The 17,771-nt window shown below is 38.9% G+C and carries 18 protein-coding genes; 16 read left to right on the plus strand and 2 right to left on the minus strand.

Features of this window, described 5'->3' with window-relative positions; translation table 11 throughout:
- Nucleotides 1-177 precede the first annotated feature (177 nt).
- The 11 genes from pruA (at nt 178) to AN957_RS03555 (ending at nt 12,510) form a co-directional block, all read left to right on the plus strand.
- Nucleotides 178-1,725: an L-glutamate gamma-semialdehyde dehydrogenase gene (gene pruA / locus AN957_RS03505; RefSeq protein ID WP_053479278.1), complete on the plus strand. Its 1,548-nt coding sequence runs from the start codon at nt 178-180 to the stop codon at nt 1,723-1,725.
- Nucleotides 1,726-1,977: 252 nt separating this feature from the next.
- Nucleotides 1,978-3,270 (plus strand): isocitrate lyase, encoded by a 1,293-nt coding sequence (aceA, locus tag AN957_RS03510; RefSeq protein WP_056682331.1) that lies wholly within the window; start codon nt 1,978-1,980, stop codon nt 3,268-3,270.
- Nucleotides 3,271-3,501: 231 nt separating this feature from the next.
- On the plus strand, nt 3,502-3,954 hold the full coding sequence (locus AN957_RS03515; protein WP_053479276.1) for a YueI family protein: 453 nt from the start codon (nt 3,502-3,504) through the stop codon (nt 3,952-3,954).
- Nucleotides 3,955-4,393: 439 nt separating this feature from the next.
- Nucleotides 4,394-4,684, plus strand: coding sequence for an Asp-tRNA(Asn)/Glu-tRNA(Gln) amidotransferase subunit GatC (gatC, locus tag AN957_RS03520; protein ID WP_053479275.1), 291 nt, complete (start codon nt 4,394-4,396; stop codon nt 4,682-4,684).
- A gap of 13 nt (nt 4,685-4,697) precedes the next feature.
- Nucleotides 4,698-6,155: an Asp-tRNA(Asn)/Glu-tRNA(Gln) amidotransferase subunit GatA gene (gatA, locus tag AN957_RS03525; protein ID WP_053479274.1), complete on the plus strand. Its 1,458-nt coding sequence runs from the start codon at nt 4,698-4,700 to the stop codon at nt 6,153-6,155.
- Nucleotides 6,156-6,168: 13 nt separating this feature from the next.
- The gene (gene gatB / locus AN957_RS03530; protein WP_053479273.1) at nt 6,169-7,596 is read left to right on the plus strand and encodes an Asp-tRNA(Asn)/Glu-tRNA(Gln) amidotransferase subunit GatB; all 1,428 of its coding nucleotides are present in this window, start codon (nt 6,169-6,171) and stop codon (nt 7,594-7,596) included.
- Between the two features lie 225 nt (nt 7,597-7,821).
- On the plus strand, nt 7,822-8,886 hold the full coding sequence (locus AN957_RS03535) for a LytTR family transcriptional regulator DNA-binding domain-containing protein (RefSeq protein WP_053479272.1): 1,065 nt from the start codon (nt 7,822-7,824) through the stop codon (nt 8,884-8,886).
- 175 nt (nt 8,887-9,061) lie between these two features.
- Complete coding sequence (locus AN957_RS03540) at nt 9,062-9,910, plus strand: ABC transporter ATP-binding protein (RefSeq protein WP_053479271.1); 849 nt, start codon at nt 9,062-9,064, stop codon at nt 9,908-9,910.
- The gene (locus tag AN957_RS03545) at nt 9,907-10,614 is read left to right on the plus strand and encodes an ABC transporter permease (protein ID WP_053479270.1); all 708 of its coding nucleotides are present in this window, start codon (nt 9,907-9,909) and stop codon (nt 10,612-10,614) included. The genes AN957_RS03540 and AN957_RS03545 overlap by 4 nt, the downstream gene beginning before the upstream one ends.
- A gap of 266 nt (nt 10,615-10,880) precedes the next feature.
- Nucleotides 10,881-11,435, plus strand: a complete 555-nt coding sequence (locus AN957_RS03550) for a thioredoxin family protein (RefSeq protein WP_053479269.1) — start codon at nt 10,881-10,883, stop codon at nt 11,433-11,435.
- A 22-nt stretch (nt 11,436-11,457) separates the two neighbouring features.
- Nucleotides 11,458-12,510, plus strand: a complete 1,053-nt coding sequence (locus tag AN957_RS03555) for an NAD(P)H-dependent flavin oxidoreductase (RefSeq protein ID WP_053479268.1) — start codon at nt 11,458-11,460, stop codon at nt 12,508-12,510.
- Nucleotides 12,511-12,550: 40 nt separating this feature from the next.
- Here the strand turns inward: AN957_RS03555 and AN957_RS03560 are convergent, their stop codons facing one another.
- A complete protein-coding gene (locus AN957_RS03560; protein ID WP_053479267.1) occupies nt 12,551-13,483 on the minus strand; it encodes a manganese-dependent inorganic pyrophosphatase in 933 nt (310 codons plus the stop codon).
- Nucleotides 13,484-13,657: 174 nt separating this feature from the next.
- Between AN957_RS03560 and AN957_RS03565 the strand changes: the two genes are divergently transcribed.
- Both AN957_RS03565 and AN957_RS03570 read left to right on the plus strand, forming a co-directional pair.
- On the plus strand, nt 13,658-14,188 hold the full coding sequence (locus AN957_RS03565; protein WP_075209075.1) for a ribonuclease FAU-1 family protein: 531 nt from the start codon (nt 13,658-13,660) through the stop codon (nt 14,186-14,188).
- 459 nt (nt 14,189-14,647) lie between these two features.
- A complete protein-coding gene (locus tag AN957_RS03570) occupies nt 14,648-15,403 on the plus strand; it encodes a metallophosphoesterase family protein (RefSeq protein ID WP_053479265.1) in 756 nt (251 codons plus the stop codon).
- Between the two features lie 46 nt (nt 15,404-15,449).
- Here the strand turns inward: AN957_RS03570 and plsY are convergent, their stop codons facing one another.
- Complete coding sequence (gene plsY, locus AN957_RS03575; protein WP_053479264.1) at nt 15,450-16,070, minus strand: glycerol-3-phosphate 1-O-acyltransferase PlsY; 621 nt, start codon at nt 16,068-16,070, stop codon at nt 15,450-15,452.
- Between the two features lie 302 nt (nt 16,071-16,372).
- On the opposite strand from plsY, the gene AN957_RS03580 reads away from it, so the two are divergent.
- The 3 genes from AN957_RS03580 to AN957_RS03590 all read left to right on the plus strand — a co-directional run bounded on the left by AN957_RS03580 (nt 16,373) and on the right by AN957_RS03590 (nt 17,770).
- A complete protein-coding gene (locus tag AN957_RS03580) occupies nt 16,373-16,564 on the plus strand; it encodes a hypothetical protein (protein ID WP_053479263.1) in 192 nt (63 codons plus the stop codon).
- Nucleotides 16,565-16,727: 163 nt separating this feature from the next.
- On the plus strand, nt 16,728-17,303 hold the full coding sequence (locus AN957_RS03585; protein WP_053479262.1) for an RNA polymerase sigma factor: 576 nt from the start codon (nt 16,728-16,730) through the stop codon (nt 17,301-17,303).
- On the plus strand, nt 17,300-17,770 hold the full coding sequence (locus tag AN957_RS03590) for an anti-sigma factor (protein WP_053479261.1): 471 nt from the start codon (nt 17,300-17,302) through the stop codon (nt 17,768-17,770). The genes AN957_RS03585 and AN957_RS03590 overlap by 4 nt, the downstream gene beginning before the upstream one ends.
- The last annotated feature ends 1 nt before the right edge of the window (nt 17,771 follow it).

Below are 17,771 nucleotides of genomic sequence, written 5' to 3' on the forward strand. Positions count from 1 at the left end.
ATCTCCAATTATTAGTGTAGTATAGTATTCATTTACACAGAATGTTTGAAGTAGTGAAATGAAACATGATAAGATAAGCTTGTTGGATTGGGAGCCTTTTTAAGAGATATACTAATACTTAAAAGGGATAGCATCTGGTAAAAAGGGTGTAGTATTAATACATAGGAGGCGGAAACTTTGGTACAACCATACAAACATGAACCATTTACTAATTTTAAATTGGAAGAAAATCACCAAGCCTATTTAACTGGTTTAAAAACAGTTGAAAGTTATTTGGGAAAGGATTACGATCTAGTGATCGACGGAGAGCGCATCTCTACAGAAGACAAAATCGTATCTTATAATCCTGCTAATAAAACAGAAGTAATTGGCCGTGTGTCTAAAGCCAACCGTGATCTTGCTGAAAAAGCGATGCAAGCTGCAGTAGAAGCGTTTAAAACGTGGAAAAAAGTAAAAGCAGAAACACGTGCGGACGTTTTATTCAAAGCAGCTGCCATCATTCGCCGCCGCAAGCATGAGTTCTCTGCCCTTTTAACAAAAGAAGCAGGAAAGCCTTGGAATGAAGCGGATGCAGATACAGCAGAAGCGATTGATTTCCTTGAATTCTATGCGCGACAAATGCTAAACATTAAAGACGGAGTGCCTGTAAACAGCCGTCCAAATGAATATAACCGTTATGACTATATTCCGTTAGGAGTAGGAATCATTATTTCTCCTTGGAACTTCCCGCTTGCGATTATGGCTGGAACAACGGTTGCCGCAATCGTAGCAGGGAATACCGTTCTTCTAAAACCAGCTTCTACAACACCAGTTGTTGCTGCGAAATTCGTTGAAGTGATGGAAGAAGCAGGTCTTCCGAAGGGCGTTCTAAACTTTGTACCTGGAAGTGGTGCAGAGGTTGGGGATTACCTAGTAGACCATAAGGATACACGTTTCATTAGCTTTACGGGGTCTCGTGATGTTGGTCTTCGTATTTTCGAACGTGCATCTAAATTAAGCGAAGGCCAAGTTTGGATGAAGCGTGTCATTGCAGAAATGGGCGGAAAAGACACAATCGTTGTCGATAAGGAAGCAGATCTTGAGCTAGCTGCAACTTCAATCGTTGCATCTGCATTTGGCTTCTCTGGACAAAAATGCTCTGCGTGTTCTCGTGCAGTCATCGTTGAAGATGTGTACGATCAAGTGTTAAATCGTGCCGTTGAATTAACAAATGAATTAACACAAGGGGATCCAACTGATCCGAATAACTACATGGCTACAGTAATAGACCAAAGTGCATATAATAAAATCATGAGCTACATCGAAATTGGCAAAAAAGAAGGAAAGCTAATGACAGGTGGAGAAGGAGACGACTCCAAAGGCTACTTCATTAAGCCAACTATTTTTGCAGACCTTGACCCAGAAGCTCGCATTATGAAAGAAGAAATCTTTGGCCCTGTCGTTGGATTTACAAAAGCGAAGGATTTCGATCATGCGATTGAAATTGCGAACAACACAGAATATGGTCTAACAGGAGCAGTTATCACAAATAATCGTAAGAATATCGAAAAAGCACGTGAAGATTTCCATGTCGGTAACCTTTACTTCAACCGTGGATGTACAGGTGCAATCGTTGGATACCAGCCATTTGGCGGCTTCAATATGTCAGGAACAGATTCAAAAGCAGGCGGACCTGACTACATCCAGCTTCACATGCAAGCGAAAACAACTTCTGAAATGTTCTAATAGAAAACAAATAGATGAAAGAGTGATTTGCCTTAGGCAGATCACTCTTTTTTTGTTCCTATCGAAGAATGTCGAATTAAATTTCTGAAAATTTTAAAATTAACTGTTCCAAAAATATCGTTGTTGTTATACAATAAATAACATAGTTTGATAACTGTATTATAACAACAAAGATGTTCATTCCTTAAATGAACCCATAGCTAGTTACTCACACAAAAAATCTATCGGAATTTTTAAAGGAGGAACTTAATTATGACAGAAACAAGAGTGCAGCAATTACAAGAAAGCTGGGAAATGGATGAGCGGTGGAATGGAATTGATAGACCTTATTCTGCTGAAGAGGTAATTAAACTGCGAGGATCGATTGACATTGAATATACACTTGCACGAAAGGGAGCGGAGAAGCTTTGGAAGCTTGTTAATGAAGAGGATTTCGTTCCAGCATTAGGTGCGTTAACTGGAAATCAAGCTGTACAGCAAGTGAAAGCGGGATTGAAGGCAATTTATTTAAGCGGCTGGCAAGTCGCGGCAGATGCTAATCTGTCTGGTCATATGTACCCGGACCAAAGTCTATATCCTGCAAACAGTGTGCCGAGTGTTGTGAAAAGAATTAATCAGGCACTGCAGCGTGCCGATCAAATTCACCATATGGAAGGGGATCAATCGATTGACTGGTTTGCTCCAATTGTCGCAGATGCGGAGGCTGGGTTTGGCGGGCAGCTAAACGTGTTTGAATTGATGAAAGGGATGATTGAAGCGGGTGCAGGCGGCGTGCACTTTGAAGACCAGCTTTCCTCAGAGAAAAAATGCGGTCATCTTGGCGGCAAAGTGCTTCTGCCTACCCAGACTGCAGTAAAAAACCTAATTGCTGCTAGATTAGCAGCCGATGTCATGGGCGTGCCAACTCTAATTGTAGCCCGTACAGATGCAAATGCTGCTGACTTAATTACGAGCGACGTAGATTCACATGATGCTCCATTTATTACTGGCGACCGTACCCCTGAAGGATTTTTCCGGACGAAGGCTGGTTTAGAACAAGCGATTGCCCGAGGATTAGCCTATGCGCCATATGCTGACCTTGTATGGTGTGAAACCTCTGAACCTGATTTAGAAGAAGCTAGACGTTTTGCTGAAGCGATTCATGAAAAGTTTCCTGGCAAGCTATTAGCTTATAATTGCTCCCCATCCTTCAACTGGAGAAGTAAGCTAGATGAAGAAACCATTGCTAAATTCCAAGTGGAGCTTGGAAAAATGGGGTATAAATTTCAATTCGTTACATTAGCTGGCTTCCATGCACTAAACCATAGCATGTTTGAATTAGCACGCGGTTACAAGGCTTATGGCATGGCTGCATACTCGGAATTGCAGCAGGCTGAATTTGCAAGTGAGGAATATGGCTATACAGCAACAAGACATCAAAGGGAGGTGGGGACAGGCTATTTCGATCAAGTTTCTATGACAATTACTGGTGGAACTTCTTCAACAACAGCCCTAAAAGGGTCTACTGAAGAAGAGCAATTTACTGCTGCAAAGCAAGAGGTTTAATTCCCTTTTGCAAGAACAATATGTTGAAAGTATGAAGGATTCAGAGCCTTCAATATGTTTTATCCATTCTATCGTGATTTTAACTTTTTTCTCCTATTTTGCACCTCTCTTCATTTGAAGGGAGGATTTTTTTGTATAAAAAGGTAATGATTATACTAGCACAACTGTTAAAATGAATACATACATAGTAATAGCCCTTCTTTTCCTTAAATAAATGGGAGGTATGTGACTTTGTCAAAAAATGTAGATGATTATATTCAGCAAGGGATTTATGGGGAAAAACAAACGAAGCCAGATGAACGAAGGAAATTTCTCGGAACACTGCGAGAACGAATAATTATTGCGCTAACCCAGTCGCAAGTAAGAGAATCAGGAATGTATAAACAGGTAGAGGCGGCATTAAAAGAAAATCAAAAGGCACATCTGTACCTGAATGGAAATATGAGCTATGGCGAGTTTTCAAAATATATAAAAGCTGCGGGAGATTACAAAGTAGATTATACAATCGTAACAAATAAAGATCATAACTCGGAAATTGGTCTCGTCCTTGCATACGACCATGCGATTGATAAAGAAGATATTTATGTACAAAAGGAAACGGGAGTGCAAAAACAGGAAAAGGCCAAGGAGAAAAAAGGTGCCTTTACAATACTTTCGAATGTATTTAAACGAAGGAGCCAATAGGACTCCTTTCGTTTTGTTTGCAAACTAAAGGAGGAAACTTGCAAATATACTAGAGGCTGCAAATAAAGAAGTAATCTTGCAAAAAAATATAATGATTTGCAAATAAATAAGGATGATTGCAAATAAACTGCCAAAAATATAAAATTCATGTTAATTTAAAAAATAAAAAGGTACAGTTGGCGGTGAACTGAATGAATAGCTATGATGTTTTTCCAGATTCTAACTTGAGTCTATAATATTCATCGGTAAAAGAGCAGTATCCAATAGGGTACAGCTTTTTTTAATATATAGAGTATTAACTGCGTAATGACTGCAAATCATGTTAAAATAGGCAGAAGGATCGGATATTATGTCAAATCAGGTAGTGGTTTAACGCATGAAAGTTTGATATGATAAATCATATTGTGTGAAGAAAAGAACATATTTGGAGGTGGCTTACATGTCTAGAATTTCTGCTGATCAGGTTAAGCATGTGGCAAACTTGGCGAGACTGGCAATTACGGAAGAAGAGACAGAGAAATTTACGAATCAATTGGATGCGATCATTTCTTTTGCTGAACAATTGAATGAAATAAATACGGATGGTGTCGAACCAACATCTCATATCTTAGATATGAAAAATGTGATGCGAGAAGATGTCCCGCAAGAGGGATTGCCACAGTCTGAAGTGCTGAAAAATGCACCAGAACATCAAGACGGTCAAGTGAAAGTACCGTCCATTATGGAATAAGGGGGGAAAGGTTTTGAGTTTATTTGATCATAAAGTATCAGAGCTTCATGAGCAATTACATAAAAAAGAGTTGAAAGTGACCGATCTAGTAGATGAATCGTACAAGCGCATTAGTGAGGTTGAAGAAAAAGTACAAGCGTTTTTGACTTTAGATGAAGAAAGAGCACGTGAAACTGCAAAACAAATGGATGATAAGCTAGGAACGGATGAATCAAAAGGGCTTCTGTTTGGAATGCCTATCGGTGTGAAGGACAATATTGTTACAAAGGGATTGCGCACGACTTGTGCTAGCAAAATATTAGAGAATTTTGATCCAATCTATGATGCGACAGTTGTTAATAAATTGCACCAGGCAGAGACGATTACGATCGGGAAATTAAATATGGATGAATTTGCGATGGGCTCATCGAATGAAAATTCAGCTTACAAGAAGACAAGAAACCCATGGAATCTAGATCGAGTTCCTGGAGGATCTTCCGGTGGTTCAGCTGCCTCTGTTGCTGCAGGAGAGGTATTATTCTCTTTAGGATCTGATACAGGCGGATCGATTAGACAACCAGCTTCTTTCTGTGGCGTTGTTGGAATGAAGCCTACATATGGCCGCGTTTCTCGTTTTGGACTTGTTGCATTTGCTTCGTCGCTTGATCAAATTGGCCCAATTACAAGAACGGTTGAAGATAACGCCTATTTATTGCAGGCGATATCTGGTTTGGATCCGATGGACTCAACATCTGCAAATGTTGCTGTACCAAGCTTTGTTGAATCCTTAACAGGTGATATTAGAGGCTTGAAAATTGCCGTGCCGAAGGAATATTTAGGCGAAGGCGTACAAGAAAAAGTGCGTCAATCAGTATTAGACGCTTTAAAGGTGCTGGAGAACCTTGGTGCGACATGGGAAGAAGTATCACTGCCGCATTCAAAATATGCACTTGCTGCTTATTATTTATTATCTTCATCAGAGGCATCCGCAAACCTTGCCAGATTTGACGGTGTGCGCTATGGATATCGGACAGAAAATGCGGAAAGCTTAATTGATTTATATAAAAAGACTCGGGCAGAAGGATTCGGTGAAGAAGTAAAACGCCGAATCATGCTTGGAACATTTGCCCTAAGCTCGGGTTACTATGATGCCTATTACAAAAAAGCACAAAAGGTTCGTACATTAATCAAAAATGACTTTGAAGAAGTATTCAAGAAATATGATGTCATTATTGGGCCAACGACACCTACACCAGCTTTTAAACTAGATGAAAATACAAAAGACCCGTTAACGATGTATGCGAATGACATTTTAACGATTCCAGTGAACCTTGCTGGTGTACCTGGAATCTCTATACCATGTGGATTTGTAAACGAATTGCCGCTGGGATTGCAAATCATCGGCAAGCACTTTGATGAAAGCACGGTCTATCGTGTGGCACATGCTTTCGAACAGGCAACAGAATTTCATAAGCAAAAGCCTGGATTGTAAGGGGGGAGAAGGAATGAAATTTGAAACGGTTATTGGACTAGAGGTCCATGTTGAATTAAAAACAGATTCGAAGATTTTCTCAGCGAGCCCGAACCATTTTGGAGCTGAACCAAACACAAATACGACAGTAATTGATCTTGGCTACCCAGGTGTTCTACCGGTTCTGAATAAGAAGGTCGTTGAATATGGGATGAAAGCAGCGATGGCACTTAATTGTGAGATCGCTCCAATTACGAAATTTGACCGAAAGAACTATTTTTACCCTGATAATCCAAAGGCATATCAGATTTCCCAGTTTGACAAACCAATTGGCGAGCATGGCTGGATTGAAATTGAAGTGGACGGATATAAAAAGAAAATCGGCATTACCCGTATCCATTTAGAAGAGGATGCTGGAAAACTGACACATGGCAATGGATATTCATTAGTCGATTATAATCGTCAAGGAACACCGTTGATTGAAATTGTTTCAGAACCAGATATTCGTACACCAAACGAAGCATATGCCTATCTTGAAAAATTAAAGTCAATCATTCAATATACGGGTGTATCAGATTGTAAAATGGAAGAAGGCTCATTGCGCTGTGATGCCAATATTTCTCTCCGTCCAGTTGGGCAAGAAGAATTTGGAACGAAAACAGAACTAAAAAATTTAAACTCCTTTAACTTTGTCCGTAAAGGATTAGAATATGAAGAAAAACGCCAAGAGGAAATTTTGCTTGCTGGAGGCGAAATCGGACAAGAAACACTTAGATATGATGAAGCAACAAACACGACGATCTTGATGCGTGTGAAAGAAGGATCTGATGATTATCGTTATTTCCCTGAGCCAGACCTCTTAGACATTCATATTGATGAAGACTGGAAAGCCCGAATTCGTGCGGAGATTCCTGAGCTTCCAGATGAGCGGAAAAAACGGTATGTCGAAGAGCTTGGCCTACCTGTTTATGATGCAGCTGTTTTGACGGTAACAAAGGAAATGGCTGATTTCTTTGAAGCGACTGTTCATGCTGGCGCAGAAGCTAAGCAAGCGTCGAACTGGATCATGGGTGAAGTGTCAGCCTACTTAAAGGCCGAACAAAAGGAGCTGGTTGAAACAGCTTTGACTGCTGAAGGTCTTGCCGGAATGATTAAACTTATTGAGAACGGAACGATTTCCTCAAAGATTGCGAAAAAGGTCTTCAAAGAATTAATCGAGAATGGCGGAAGCGCTGAGCAAATTGTAAAGGACAAGGGACTTGTCCAAATTTCAGATGAAGGCGCCCTCTTGAAAATTGTTACAGAAGTACTAGATAATAATCCAAAAATTATTGAGGATTACAAAAACGGAAAAGAAAAGGCGGCTGGTTCCCTAGTGGGTCAAATCATGAAAGCAACAAAAGGTCAAGCAAACCCGCCATTAGTGAACAAGATATTATTAGAGGAAATAAAGAAAAGATAAGGCAGCAAAGGGCTGGTGGATTTTTCCATCAGCCCTTTTTCGACAAATACCTCTTATATTTCCCAGGAAAAGATAACAATCTACAAAAATATGTCCTATTAACTAATAGATAGTAGTGAAAATGTAAAATAATAAAGTTATAATATGAAAAGAAAAAAATGTAAAAAATTGTCTTTTTCCTTTTTACAACTTATTGATATTTTATATGAACATTAGGTGATCACAGTGAGTATTTTGAAAATCAATGATTTAGAAAAACATGAGGAGCATTCGTTAGTTTTTCCCGCCTTTTGTTTAGAGGTATCGGAGCATGAGGTGGTAGCTATTCATTCGAGTACGAATGTGCGGACCGTTTTAGTAAAGCTATTTTTAGGAGAGCTACCTGTTTCAAGTGGAGAATTAAGCATAAATGGGCAAGAACTCACGAAATCAAAAGATGCTTACTTTGATCAAGTCGGCATGTATCTTTTAGATGATGGATTATACGAAAGATTGAGTGTAAAGGATCACTTTTCCTTTTTCCAAAAACTATATGGCTCGGAGCTTTCAATGGATGAAGCGCTGCGCATGACTCAGCTAGAGCCTAAACGGAATATTCGCCTTAGCAGGCTAACCGCTTCCGAAAAAAGACGAGTTCATTTTGGTCGCTTGCTTTTTCAGAATCCAGCCCTGTTTATATTTGAAGAACCTGACCAGAATACTGATTTGGAAACAAAACGAGTATTTTTAAAGCTTGTAAGAAAACTGAGTGAAAAAGGCAAAGGCGTGCTTGTACTAACCGGAAACATGGAGAGTGCACTTTCAGTGACAGATAAGGTCTGCCGCTTAGACGAAACGGGTTTGCATGTACTGGATGTCGTTTTTGACGAAGAAACAACTGATGCACCATCAAAAGAAGAATTTAAATCTGAGGATCAAATAATTGAAGAAGAAATAATTATCCAGCCTGTCCGCTTTGAAAAGATTCCTACAAAGGTGAATGACAAAATCGTTTTATTTGATCCGCCAGAAATAGATTACATAGAAAGCAATGAAGGACAGTCCAATATTTATATTAAAGGAGAAATGTATCCAAGTGTATTTACAATGACCGAACTTGAGAACCGCCTGCATCCATATGGGTTCTTTAGATGTCATCGTTCTTACATTGTGAATTTGCAAAAGGTTCGTGAGGTAGTCACTTGGACAAGAAATAGCTTTACTTTAGTATTAGGTGATGCGAAAAAGTCATCTATCCCGTTATCAAAGACGAAAATGGCAGAACTAAAGGGCATGTTAGGTCTTAAATAATGCTCCACTCCATGTGAATAATGCTCCATTCAGTCTGTTAAATGCTCTTTTCATCCAAATAATAATGCATGGCAAAGATTTGTTTCATAAGATTAGATCATACGAAAGCGGAGGCGCCATACAGTGCCGATGCATACATGATAATTTACAAATCAAATTTGCCAGGAGGATGAAAATGGAGAACATTATAGAAGTTGCGGGATTAGCAAAAATGTTTGCCAATCAAACAGCATTAAAGGATGTTTCATTTAATGTAAGAAAAGGAGAGACATTTGGATTTTTAGGTCCAAGTGGATCCGGAAAAACAACGACAATAAAAATTTTAACTGCACAATTAGCTCAAACGGACGGAGATGCATATGTTTTCGGTGTTTCAGCTTCAAAGCTAAAGGAAGCTCGTTATCGCAAAAAAATCGGCGTATTGACAGATAACAGCGGACTATATGAAAGATTAACGGTCTTGGATAACTTGAAGCTTTATTGCGGTCTATATGATGTAAATGAATCAAGAATTGATGAAGTACTAGAGATGGTAAACCTTAAGGATAACAAAAAGAAGGTCGTTTCGAAGCTTTCAAAAGGTATGCTCCAAAGGGTAACACTAGCAAGAGCCTTTCTACATAAGCCTGAGCTATTGTTTCTTGACGAGCCGACTTCTGCGCTTGATCCAGTTAATTCTAGGCATATTTATAAAGGGCTTGAGCAGCTAAAAGAGAATGGGACGACGATTTTCTTGACAACACATGATATGAATGAGGCTGAGCTGCTTTGTGATCGAGTTGCTTTTTTAAATAATGGAAAAATCCAATTGATTGGCCCGCCAAGAGAGCTGCGGAAAAAGTATGCGGACGACACGCTAACTGTAGAGCTTGCAGATGGCAAGATTGAAATTCTTCATAAAGGAGAAAAAGGTGCACAAACAATGTATCAACTAATGAGTGAAAATAAAGTTATATCTGTGCACTCGAATGAACCGACTCTTGGAGATATATTCGTAGAAATTACAGGGAGGAAATTATCATGACTTTTTCATTGAAGCGGACGATGGCGATTTTTCAAAAGGATTATAAAGATGTCAGCAAGAATATGTATGTGTCTTTTACAGTGGTGATCCCAATATTTATGGCCTTTCTATATGGCTGGCAAGGGAATATGACAATTGATATGCACTATGTTGTATTTAATATGACACTGTCTTTAGTAGGGGCATATGTTCAATGTTCGTTAATAGCAGAAGAAAAAGAGAAAAATACCCTGCGTGGCTTAATGCTTTCACCAGCTAGTACACTAGAAATTCTGGCGGGGAAGAGTCTCCTCACTTTTATTACTACGATGATTATCATTGTTCTGTCTGCTTATATTGTCGATTATCAACCTGAGAGTATGGGTCTTGTTGCGGTTGGTATGATATTGTCAGCTATTTTTTATATCGGACTGGGAACTCTCCTTGGTCTTGTCACGAAGTCAGTCATGGAAGCTTCTGTTGTCATTATGCCATTTTTCTTTATCTTTACTTTCGGGTCATTTGCTGCTGGATTAGCTGAGAAATTCCCGATTCTAAAAGTTGCGGAATATATGCCGAATAGCCAGCTAGTTGAATTGGCAAAGGCAGTTGAAGCAGGTGGGGGATTTGGAGATGTTTGGACATATCTTGCAGTAATAAGTGCATGGATTGCTGCTTCCTTTCTACTGGCGTATGCTACATTTAAGAAACGAATGATGGATTAATCATACATTCAACATATTGAATGTATTGACTGTCGGTGGGTTACTGTTCACTATGTTAGTTATTACCGACTATTTAAAAGGCTGATGGATCTTCCATCAGCCTTTCTATTTTTTCCTATTACATAATATCCTTTTATTTCCCAGGAAAGGACAGCTCTTTTCGACAAAATTCGCAGCAGACTTCAATCGGAGATCGATGCTTCGCATTAATAAATGGAATATGTAATAATAAGGAAGAAATACATATAAGAAATGGAGGGTTATTTATGAATTTAAATCAATGGTTTGAAAAGGGATTAACAGCTGAACAGTATATTTCAGGAATGAGTGTAAATCAAGCAGGGACGAAACAGATTTCTGAACAATTTTCCTTATCGGCTGAAGAAAAGGAAAGATTGGCTCCTCTTAAAGGAAAAGGATTGAAGGTCATTGCTTTATCAGAGGACTGGTGTGGAGATGCGCTTTTAAATAACCCCATTCTGTTAAAAATTGCAGATGAAATTGAAATGGACGTGCGCTTTTTATTAAGAGATCAAAATCTAGAATTGATGGATCAATATTTAACGAATGGAACATCACGTGCGATTCCGATCTATATTTTTATCAATAAGGATGGGAAAGAACTGGCCGTATGGGGACCGAGAGCGAAGAAGCTTCAAAACCTTGTTGATCAAGAAAGGAGTAAGCTCCCTTCACAGGATGACCCTGATTTCACAGATAAACAAAAGGCGATGTACAAAAGTTTAGTAAAATCTTATCAAGTTGACGAAAATTTGTGGCATGCAGTAGCAAATAGTATTTGCGATAAATTAGTTGGCTAAATCATTGTGAGGTGTATGATCATTGATCTGGCAGCGAAATGAGTTAACGGAAATGCTTAATATTGCCTATCCCATTTTTCAAGCCCCGATGGCAGGAGGAATCACAACCCCTGAATTAATAAGCGAAACATCAAACTGCGGCGGACTGGGGAATCTTGGCGCGGGGTATATGAACCCTGAGGAGATCAAAGAAGCAATCAAACAGATTAGAAGTTTAACAGCTAAGCCCTTCGGTGTGAATTTATTTATTCCAAATGAGAGGGAAGTTCACTTCGATGAAAAAGAATTAACAGCGATGACAGTCCTATTAAATCAATTTGGAAAAGAATTAGGAATTGAAGCTCCGGTCAGCAATCAAGTGAAAAACTACAGGACCCTATATGAGAATCAAATAGAGCAAGTTCTCAGGGAAAGGGTGCCAGTTGCCAGCTTTACCTTTGGAATACCAAATAAAGAGGTAGTGACAGAGCTTAGGAAGAACAGAACAGTTATTGTGGGAACAGCTACAAATGTAAAGGAAGCATGGGAGCTTGAAGAGAGCGGTGTGGACATTATTGTGGCTCAAGGGAGTGAAGCTGGAGGCCATCGTGGAACCTTTCATGAGGAAGATAGCGGATTGGTTGGTTCAATGGCTCTCATTCCTCAAGTAGCTGATGCTGTTCACACACCTGTCGTTGCAGCAGGCGGCATTATGGATGCAAGAGGATTTGCTGCTGCAATGGCTCTAGGTGCAAAAGGCGTTCAGCTTGGAACAGCTTTTCTAACATGCAAGGAGAGTGGAGCAGCAGAGATATATAAGCAAACACTCTTGAATAGCACGGAAGAACAAACAACCTTTACAAAGGCATTTTCAGGGAAACTTGCTCGAGGAATTGGCAATCGATTTATTCATGAGATGGCTGATCAGATGAGCATGCCGTTTCCACTTCAAAATGATCTGACAGCCTCTATCAGAAAGAAAGCTGCCATGCTGAAACAGCCAGAATTCATGTCTCTATGGGCTGGGCAAGGTGTAAGAATGGCGAAGGAAACGACAGTCAAACAATTGATGGAGGAACTTCTGGCAGAAAGATGAAAAAGGAGCAGCCATTTTGGCTACTCCTCATTTTTGTGTATTATTTTTCAGCCAATACTTTCGTAAGAACTGGCACAATTTGTTTCTTACGGGATACAACGCCTTTTAAAAGGGCACTGTTGTTTTCAAGTGTTACATTATAAGCTTCTTCTACTGCTTTTGTTTCGCTGCCAATAGCGATAACAACTGAATCACTGTTAAGGATGTCTGTTAGAACAAAAAGGAATAAATCTAGTCCCTTCTTATTTACTGCATCTGAAAGAATCGATTCAAGTTCATCTTTACGGCTTAATACATCGTTTAAATCAATCGCATTTACTTGTGCAATCTCCGTTTTGAAGCTGCCCATTTGGAATTCTTTTGCATCAAGAGAAATGAGCTCTTCAAGTGTCTTGTCGCTAAGGTCAGCACCTGCTTTTAGCATAGCTAACCCGTACTCCTCTGCATTCACACCAGCGATTTCAGCTAGTTCACGAGCGGCTGCCACGTCTTCTTCCGTACAAGTTGGTGATTTAAATAAAAGGGAATCAGAGATGATAGCAGAAAGCATTAATCCAGCTGTCTCTTTACTAATTTCCACTCCATTTTCTTTATACATTTTTTTCAAAATGGTAGCTGTACATCCAACTGGTTCTGCACGGTAATATAATGGATCGCTTGTCTCAAAGTTTGCGATGCGATGGTGGTCAATTACTTCAAGAATCTTCACATCACGGATGTCATCCGCACTTTGCTGGAATTCATTATGATCCACAAGGATAACTTCACTAACCTCATTAGAAACGGCCTCAACGAAACGAGGTGCCTCTTTTTTGAAGTAATCTAAAGCATAGTTTGTTTCTCCATTTATTTGTCCTAAGCGAATAGGCTCTGCGTCAACGCCTAGTTTCGTTTTTAATTCTGCATAAGCAATGGCTGAACAGATGGAATCTGTGTCAGGGTTTTTATGACCGAATACAAATACTTTTGACATAATCCGTCTCCTTGATTAAATAGAATAGGGCAAAAAAGCCTGTAGTTATTTTACCATATATACAGGATTAGAAAAAATCAACTTTATTTATTCTTCTTAAAAAAACTAAATGGGCTTGAAAACCTTCACTTAGATTTGTTGTTTAATAAACAAAAGGGCAGTAAAGGAGAATATATGTTGAAAAGACGTTTTTTGCATAGGGAAGATTGGAGTAGAATTATTAAAAGAACCTACAAGGAAAAAGAAATCAAAGATAATGATTTTGTGGGTTATATTTCACTTATTCAAATGCATGAGGTATCTCAGCCACTTATAACTAAACATTTAGAACAAGAGATTTGTATTGTTGACAATAATTATTCCTGGTTACAACAATTGCCGTTGAATGAACATTATGCAATTACGACAATGTTTAATGGGGCTGGAGAAATTATTCAATGGTACATAGATATCACATATGAGAATGGTGTAGAAAATAATATGCCTTATATGGATGATTTATTTTTAGATTTAATTGTATTTCCTACTGGTGAAGTGATTCAAAAAGATAAAGATGAATTAGAAGAGGCACTTAACAATAAATGGATTACTCAACAACAATATGACCTTGCTTATAAAACTTTTAATATAGTATTAGAAGAAGTTCAAGGAGGGGAATTTAAATATTTTTCTATGAGTACTAAACACCGAAATTGCTTATTATAAGATGCGGATTATTAATTATTTGTTATCCTATAATGAAACTTTAAAACCACCTACTAGATTAGGTTGTAGGAGGTTTCTAATTTTGAGAATTAGGCTTTTTTCAAAAGGAGTGTTTTTTGTATCAATTGTAAGATGAATACTATTTCAAAAATACTTAGTTGATTGGAGCGTAAGGTGCGAGACTCCTGTGGGAGTAGTGGGACAGGTGAGATCCCGCAGGAGCGCCAGCGACGAGGAGGCTCACCGCCCACCCCACGGAAAGCGAGCAACTGGAGCGGAAATTAACCTCTACGAAAAATATCTTTTGCGAAAAAGGTAAAATGAAACAAATTTATTAAGCCTACCCTTAAAAAGGCTAGTTCAGTATGCCGACTGATATTACTTTTTTTTATATATAAAATAAAGGGGAAGTATAAGCGGTTGGAGAAAGCATAGATAATTAGTTAAGGAGGAGAACAGGTGGGAAGCATCGCTGTTATTTCAGATATTCATGGAAACTTAACTGCATTAGAAGCGGTATTAGAAAATATTAAAAATCGGGGAATACATACTATCTTTTGTTTAGGTGATTTGATTGGAAAGGGTCCGAATTCACAACGGTCAGTAGAGCGGATTCGTGAAGTTTGTGATGTAGTAATATTGGGGAATTGGGATGACTTTATTCAAAAGCCAGTTGAGTTTGAAGAGGTTGAGTGGCATCAGGATCAGTTAAGTGAGGATTCCCTCGCCTATTTAGGAACACTACCCTTTCACTATGATTTTTATATGAGCGGCAAATATGTTCGTCTTTATCATGCCTCTGCAAAAAGTATTTATCATCGGGTCGTTCCGATGAGGGATTCGTATGAGGAAAAACTAGCCATGTTTGAAAATACAGAGTGGATCGCCGGAAATGAAGAAGGAAAAGTCCCTGATGTCGTTGGGTATGGGGACATTCATGCTGCGTTAATTGAACCTGTTCATCCATATAAAACATTATTCAATTGTGGAAGTGTCGGGAACTCTCTTGATATTCCGCAAGCAACATATGCCATCCTGCATGGTGAATACTTATCAGCTGACCCAGCTCCCTTTTCAATTGAAATTGTTCGTGTCCCTTATGATGTCGAAAAGGAATTAGCGATAGCAGAAGAAATGGGTTTACCGAATTGGGAAGCCTATGCATTTGAGCTGCGCGAAGCCAAATACCGCGGGGCATTTAAGTCCAAGAAATAAGAAAACCCGAGTATTGGCTAGTCCAATATTCGGGAATCATAAGCACTTACACTCGATTAATCTTCGGCGGGATGCGGTCATCCTTCAAGCTCTTGTCATTAATTTTCGGCTCTAAGTGATGAATGAAATTGTTAATATTTGAGCGGTGGAGAAAAATTAACAATAAAAGAAAGATAGAAAATATGAGTTCATATTCGAGACCTGGTGTAAAAAATGAGTAAAACAATAGGGTTAGTCCCACAGTAAGGGAACCGTAAAAAACATACTTAGTAACAAATATAACAAAAATAAAAGCAAGATAAGCGGCTAAAAACATCCAGATGTTCGTCACAAGCAAGACACCTGCAGTTGTCGCGATGGCTTTTCCGCCGCGAAAGCCTGCAAAAATCGGAAAGCAATGGCCGACGACAGCGATAAGTCCCGGCAATAGCGGGTCAATATCTACTTCCAGCAAAGCAGGCAATGATGCAGCAAGCACTCCTTTGCTGACATCAATTAGCAGCACGACGATGGCGGCTTTTTTTCCGAGTACCCTTAATGTGTTCGTTGCTCCTGGATTGTTGCTCCCATGCTCACGAATATCTATATTAAATGCATACTTGCCTACAAGAAGTGCTGTTGGGATGGAACCAAGTAAATAAGCAATTAGAAAAAGTAATAGAGTCATCCTATCATCCTTTTTTATAGTAAGTATATTTTTTCCGAATATGAGAATTGTCTAGCTCCAGCCCCTATCGCCTATTAAACTTCAGGTCTCCTCCGCAACGATTGAGTCAGCATCGGTTCGCTCTCGCTCACCGTGTTTCCTTTATCGAAAGGAAGAACCCTTCCAGTTTGTACGGCGATGATCAAGGTGCTTGCGCTTTTCTGTAAGTTTAGCTTCATTCTATCATGTTATGGGTTAAGTGGGTGCATTAATTAAAATTGGAAGTATAATAGAAAGTAAATATAAGTAATAGAGGTGTACTGATGTTAATAGCCATTATTTTAGTTATTATTTTGACGGCACTTGCAGGTGTATTCACTATTGTTTTTATGAAAAGAGGAGATGAGAATTACGGAAGCTCCTCAAAAAGAAATACAACCAATCTTTCTTTAATATATATTATTGTTACCATCATATCATTCATTGCATTAGGTTTTTATATTTGGTTTAATTGAAGTGGGTAAAAAAGTAATGAAAACTGCGAATAATGTATGATAGAAACGCTTAGGAATAATTATTCTTCCTGGCGTTTTTTACTGTTTGAAAGAGCTGCACAAAAAAATAATAAAAAAGTTAATTTCAGTGTAGGGATACAATCTCTTTTCTTCGTCTATTAAGGTGGAAGCTATAAGAAAGGGGGGGAGAGAGATTAGCGACCAAGTTCTTATCCAAAAAGTGAAGAGCGGCAATGACCATGCCTTTCGCTTACTGGTCGAAAAGTATCGCAATGATTTGTTCCGGACGATTTTTGCCGTGCTAAGAGATCAGAAAGAAGCGGAAGATGCTGCACAAGAAGTGTTTTTAAAGATCTATACCTCTCTCCCCCAATATGAGGATCAAGGCTTTAAAACATGGATAACAAGAATTGCCGTAAATCACGCAATTGATGTTAAAAGAAAACGTGATCGAAGGCAGGAAGACACGCTGGAAATAGTAGAATATGATTTTCAGGGAAGCCAAAGTGAAAGTGTGGAAGCTGAAATCATTAATAAAGAAAGGCGGACTCTTGTGCATAAAAAGCTAAATGAGCTGCCTGCAAATTATCGTCATGTGATCTATGATTTTTATATAGCTGAAAAAAGCTATCAGCAAATGGCTGAGGAACAGAATGTTGGAATCAAAACGATAGAGACGAAGCTTTACCGTGCGCGTCTATGGATGAAAAAGCATTGGAAGGAGGACGACTTTTCATGATGCATTATTCAGAGCAAGAGTGGATGAAATACGTGAAGAATGAGTTGGATAAAGATGTCCGGGAGGATTATGAGAATCATCTTTATAGCTGTGACCAATGTTTGGAAAGTTATCTAATGGCGGTTGAGGCGGAGGAAGATGAGTTACCAATCATTTCAAATGGGGCAGACTTTACTGATCTTGTCATGGCTCAAATTGCGGATGTAAAGATGGAGATAGCGCAGAAGCCGCAGACGGGACAAAAGAAAAAGTCCATCTATCAATCGGCTTTTTTCCATTATTCGATTGCTGCGGCAGTGACGATTCTATTAATGACTACAGGTGTATTTCAGTCAATTACACAATATGCTGAAAATGTGCAGAATCCTAATCTTCAGGAAGAACCATCAATGACACAAGGTCTTGTTGATAAAACCTTTGCATGGATGGATTCCTTAGAAATGAAAAATAAGGAGGCAGGCAGATAAC

Origin of the sequence: Cytobacillus solani (assembly GCF_001420595.1) — a bacterium.
Lineage (GTDB): Bacteria > Bacillota > Bacilli > Bacillales > Cytobacillaceae > Cytobacillus > Cytobacillus solani.

What these genes read in the sequence shown, in the direction of transcription:
- gatB (WP_053479273.1), top strand. Translation starts at nt 6,169, where the DNA reads ATGAAATTTGAAACGGTTATTGGACTAGAGGTCCATGTTGAATTAAAA.
- AN957_RS03590 (WP_053479261.1), top strand. Translation starts at nt 17,300, where the DNA reads ATGATGCATTATTCAGAGCAAGAGTGGATGAAATACGTGAAGAATGAG.
- AN957_RS03565 (WP_075209075.1), top strand. Translation starts at nt 13,658, where the DNA reads ATGTTGAAAAGACGTTTTTTGCATAGGGAAGATTGGAGTAGAATTATT.
- aceA (WP_056682331.1), top strand. Translation starts at nt 1,978, where the DNA reads ATGACAGAAACAAGAGTGCAGCAATTACAAGAAAGCTGGGAAATGGAT.
- plsY (WP_053479264.1), bottom strand. Translation starts at nt 16,070, where the DNA reads ATGACTCTATTACTTTTTCTAATTGCTTATTTACTTGGTTCCATCCCA.
- AN957_RS03580 (WP_053479263.1), top strand. Translation starts at nt 16,373, where the DNA reads ATGTTAATAGCCATTATTTTAGTTATTATTTTGACGGCACTTGCAGGT.
- AN957_RS03540 (WP_053479271.1), top strand. Translation starts at nt 9,062, where the DNA reads ATGGAGAACATTATAGAAGTTGCGGGATTAGCAAAAATGTTTGCCAAT.
- AN957_RS03550 (WP_053479269.1), top strand. Translation starts at nt 10,881, where the DNA reads ATGAATTTAAATCAATGGTTTGAAAAGGGATTAACAGCTGAACAGTAT.
- AN957_RS03560 (WP_053479267.1), bottom strand. Translation starts at nt 13,483, where the DNA reads ATGTCAAAAGTATTTGTATTCGGTCATAAAAACCCTGACACAGATTCC.
- AN957_RS03545 (WP_053479270.1), top strand. Translation starts at nt 9,907, where the DNA reads ATGACTTTTTCATTGAAGCGGACGATGGCGATTTTTCAAAAGGATTAT.
- gatC (WP_053479275.1), top strand. Translation starts at nt 4,394, where the DNA reads ATGTCTAGAATTTCTGCTGATCAGGTTAAGCATGTGGCAAACTTGGCG.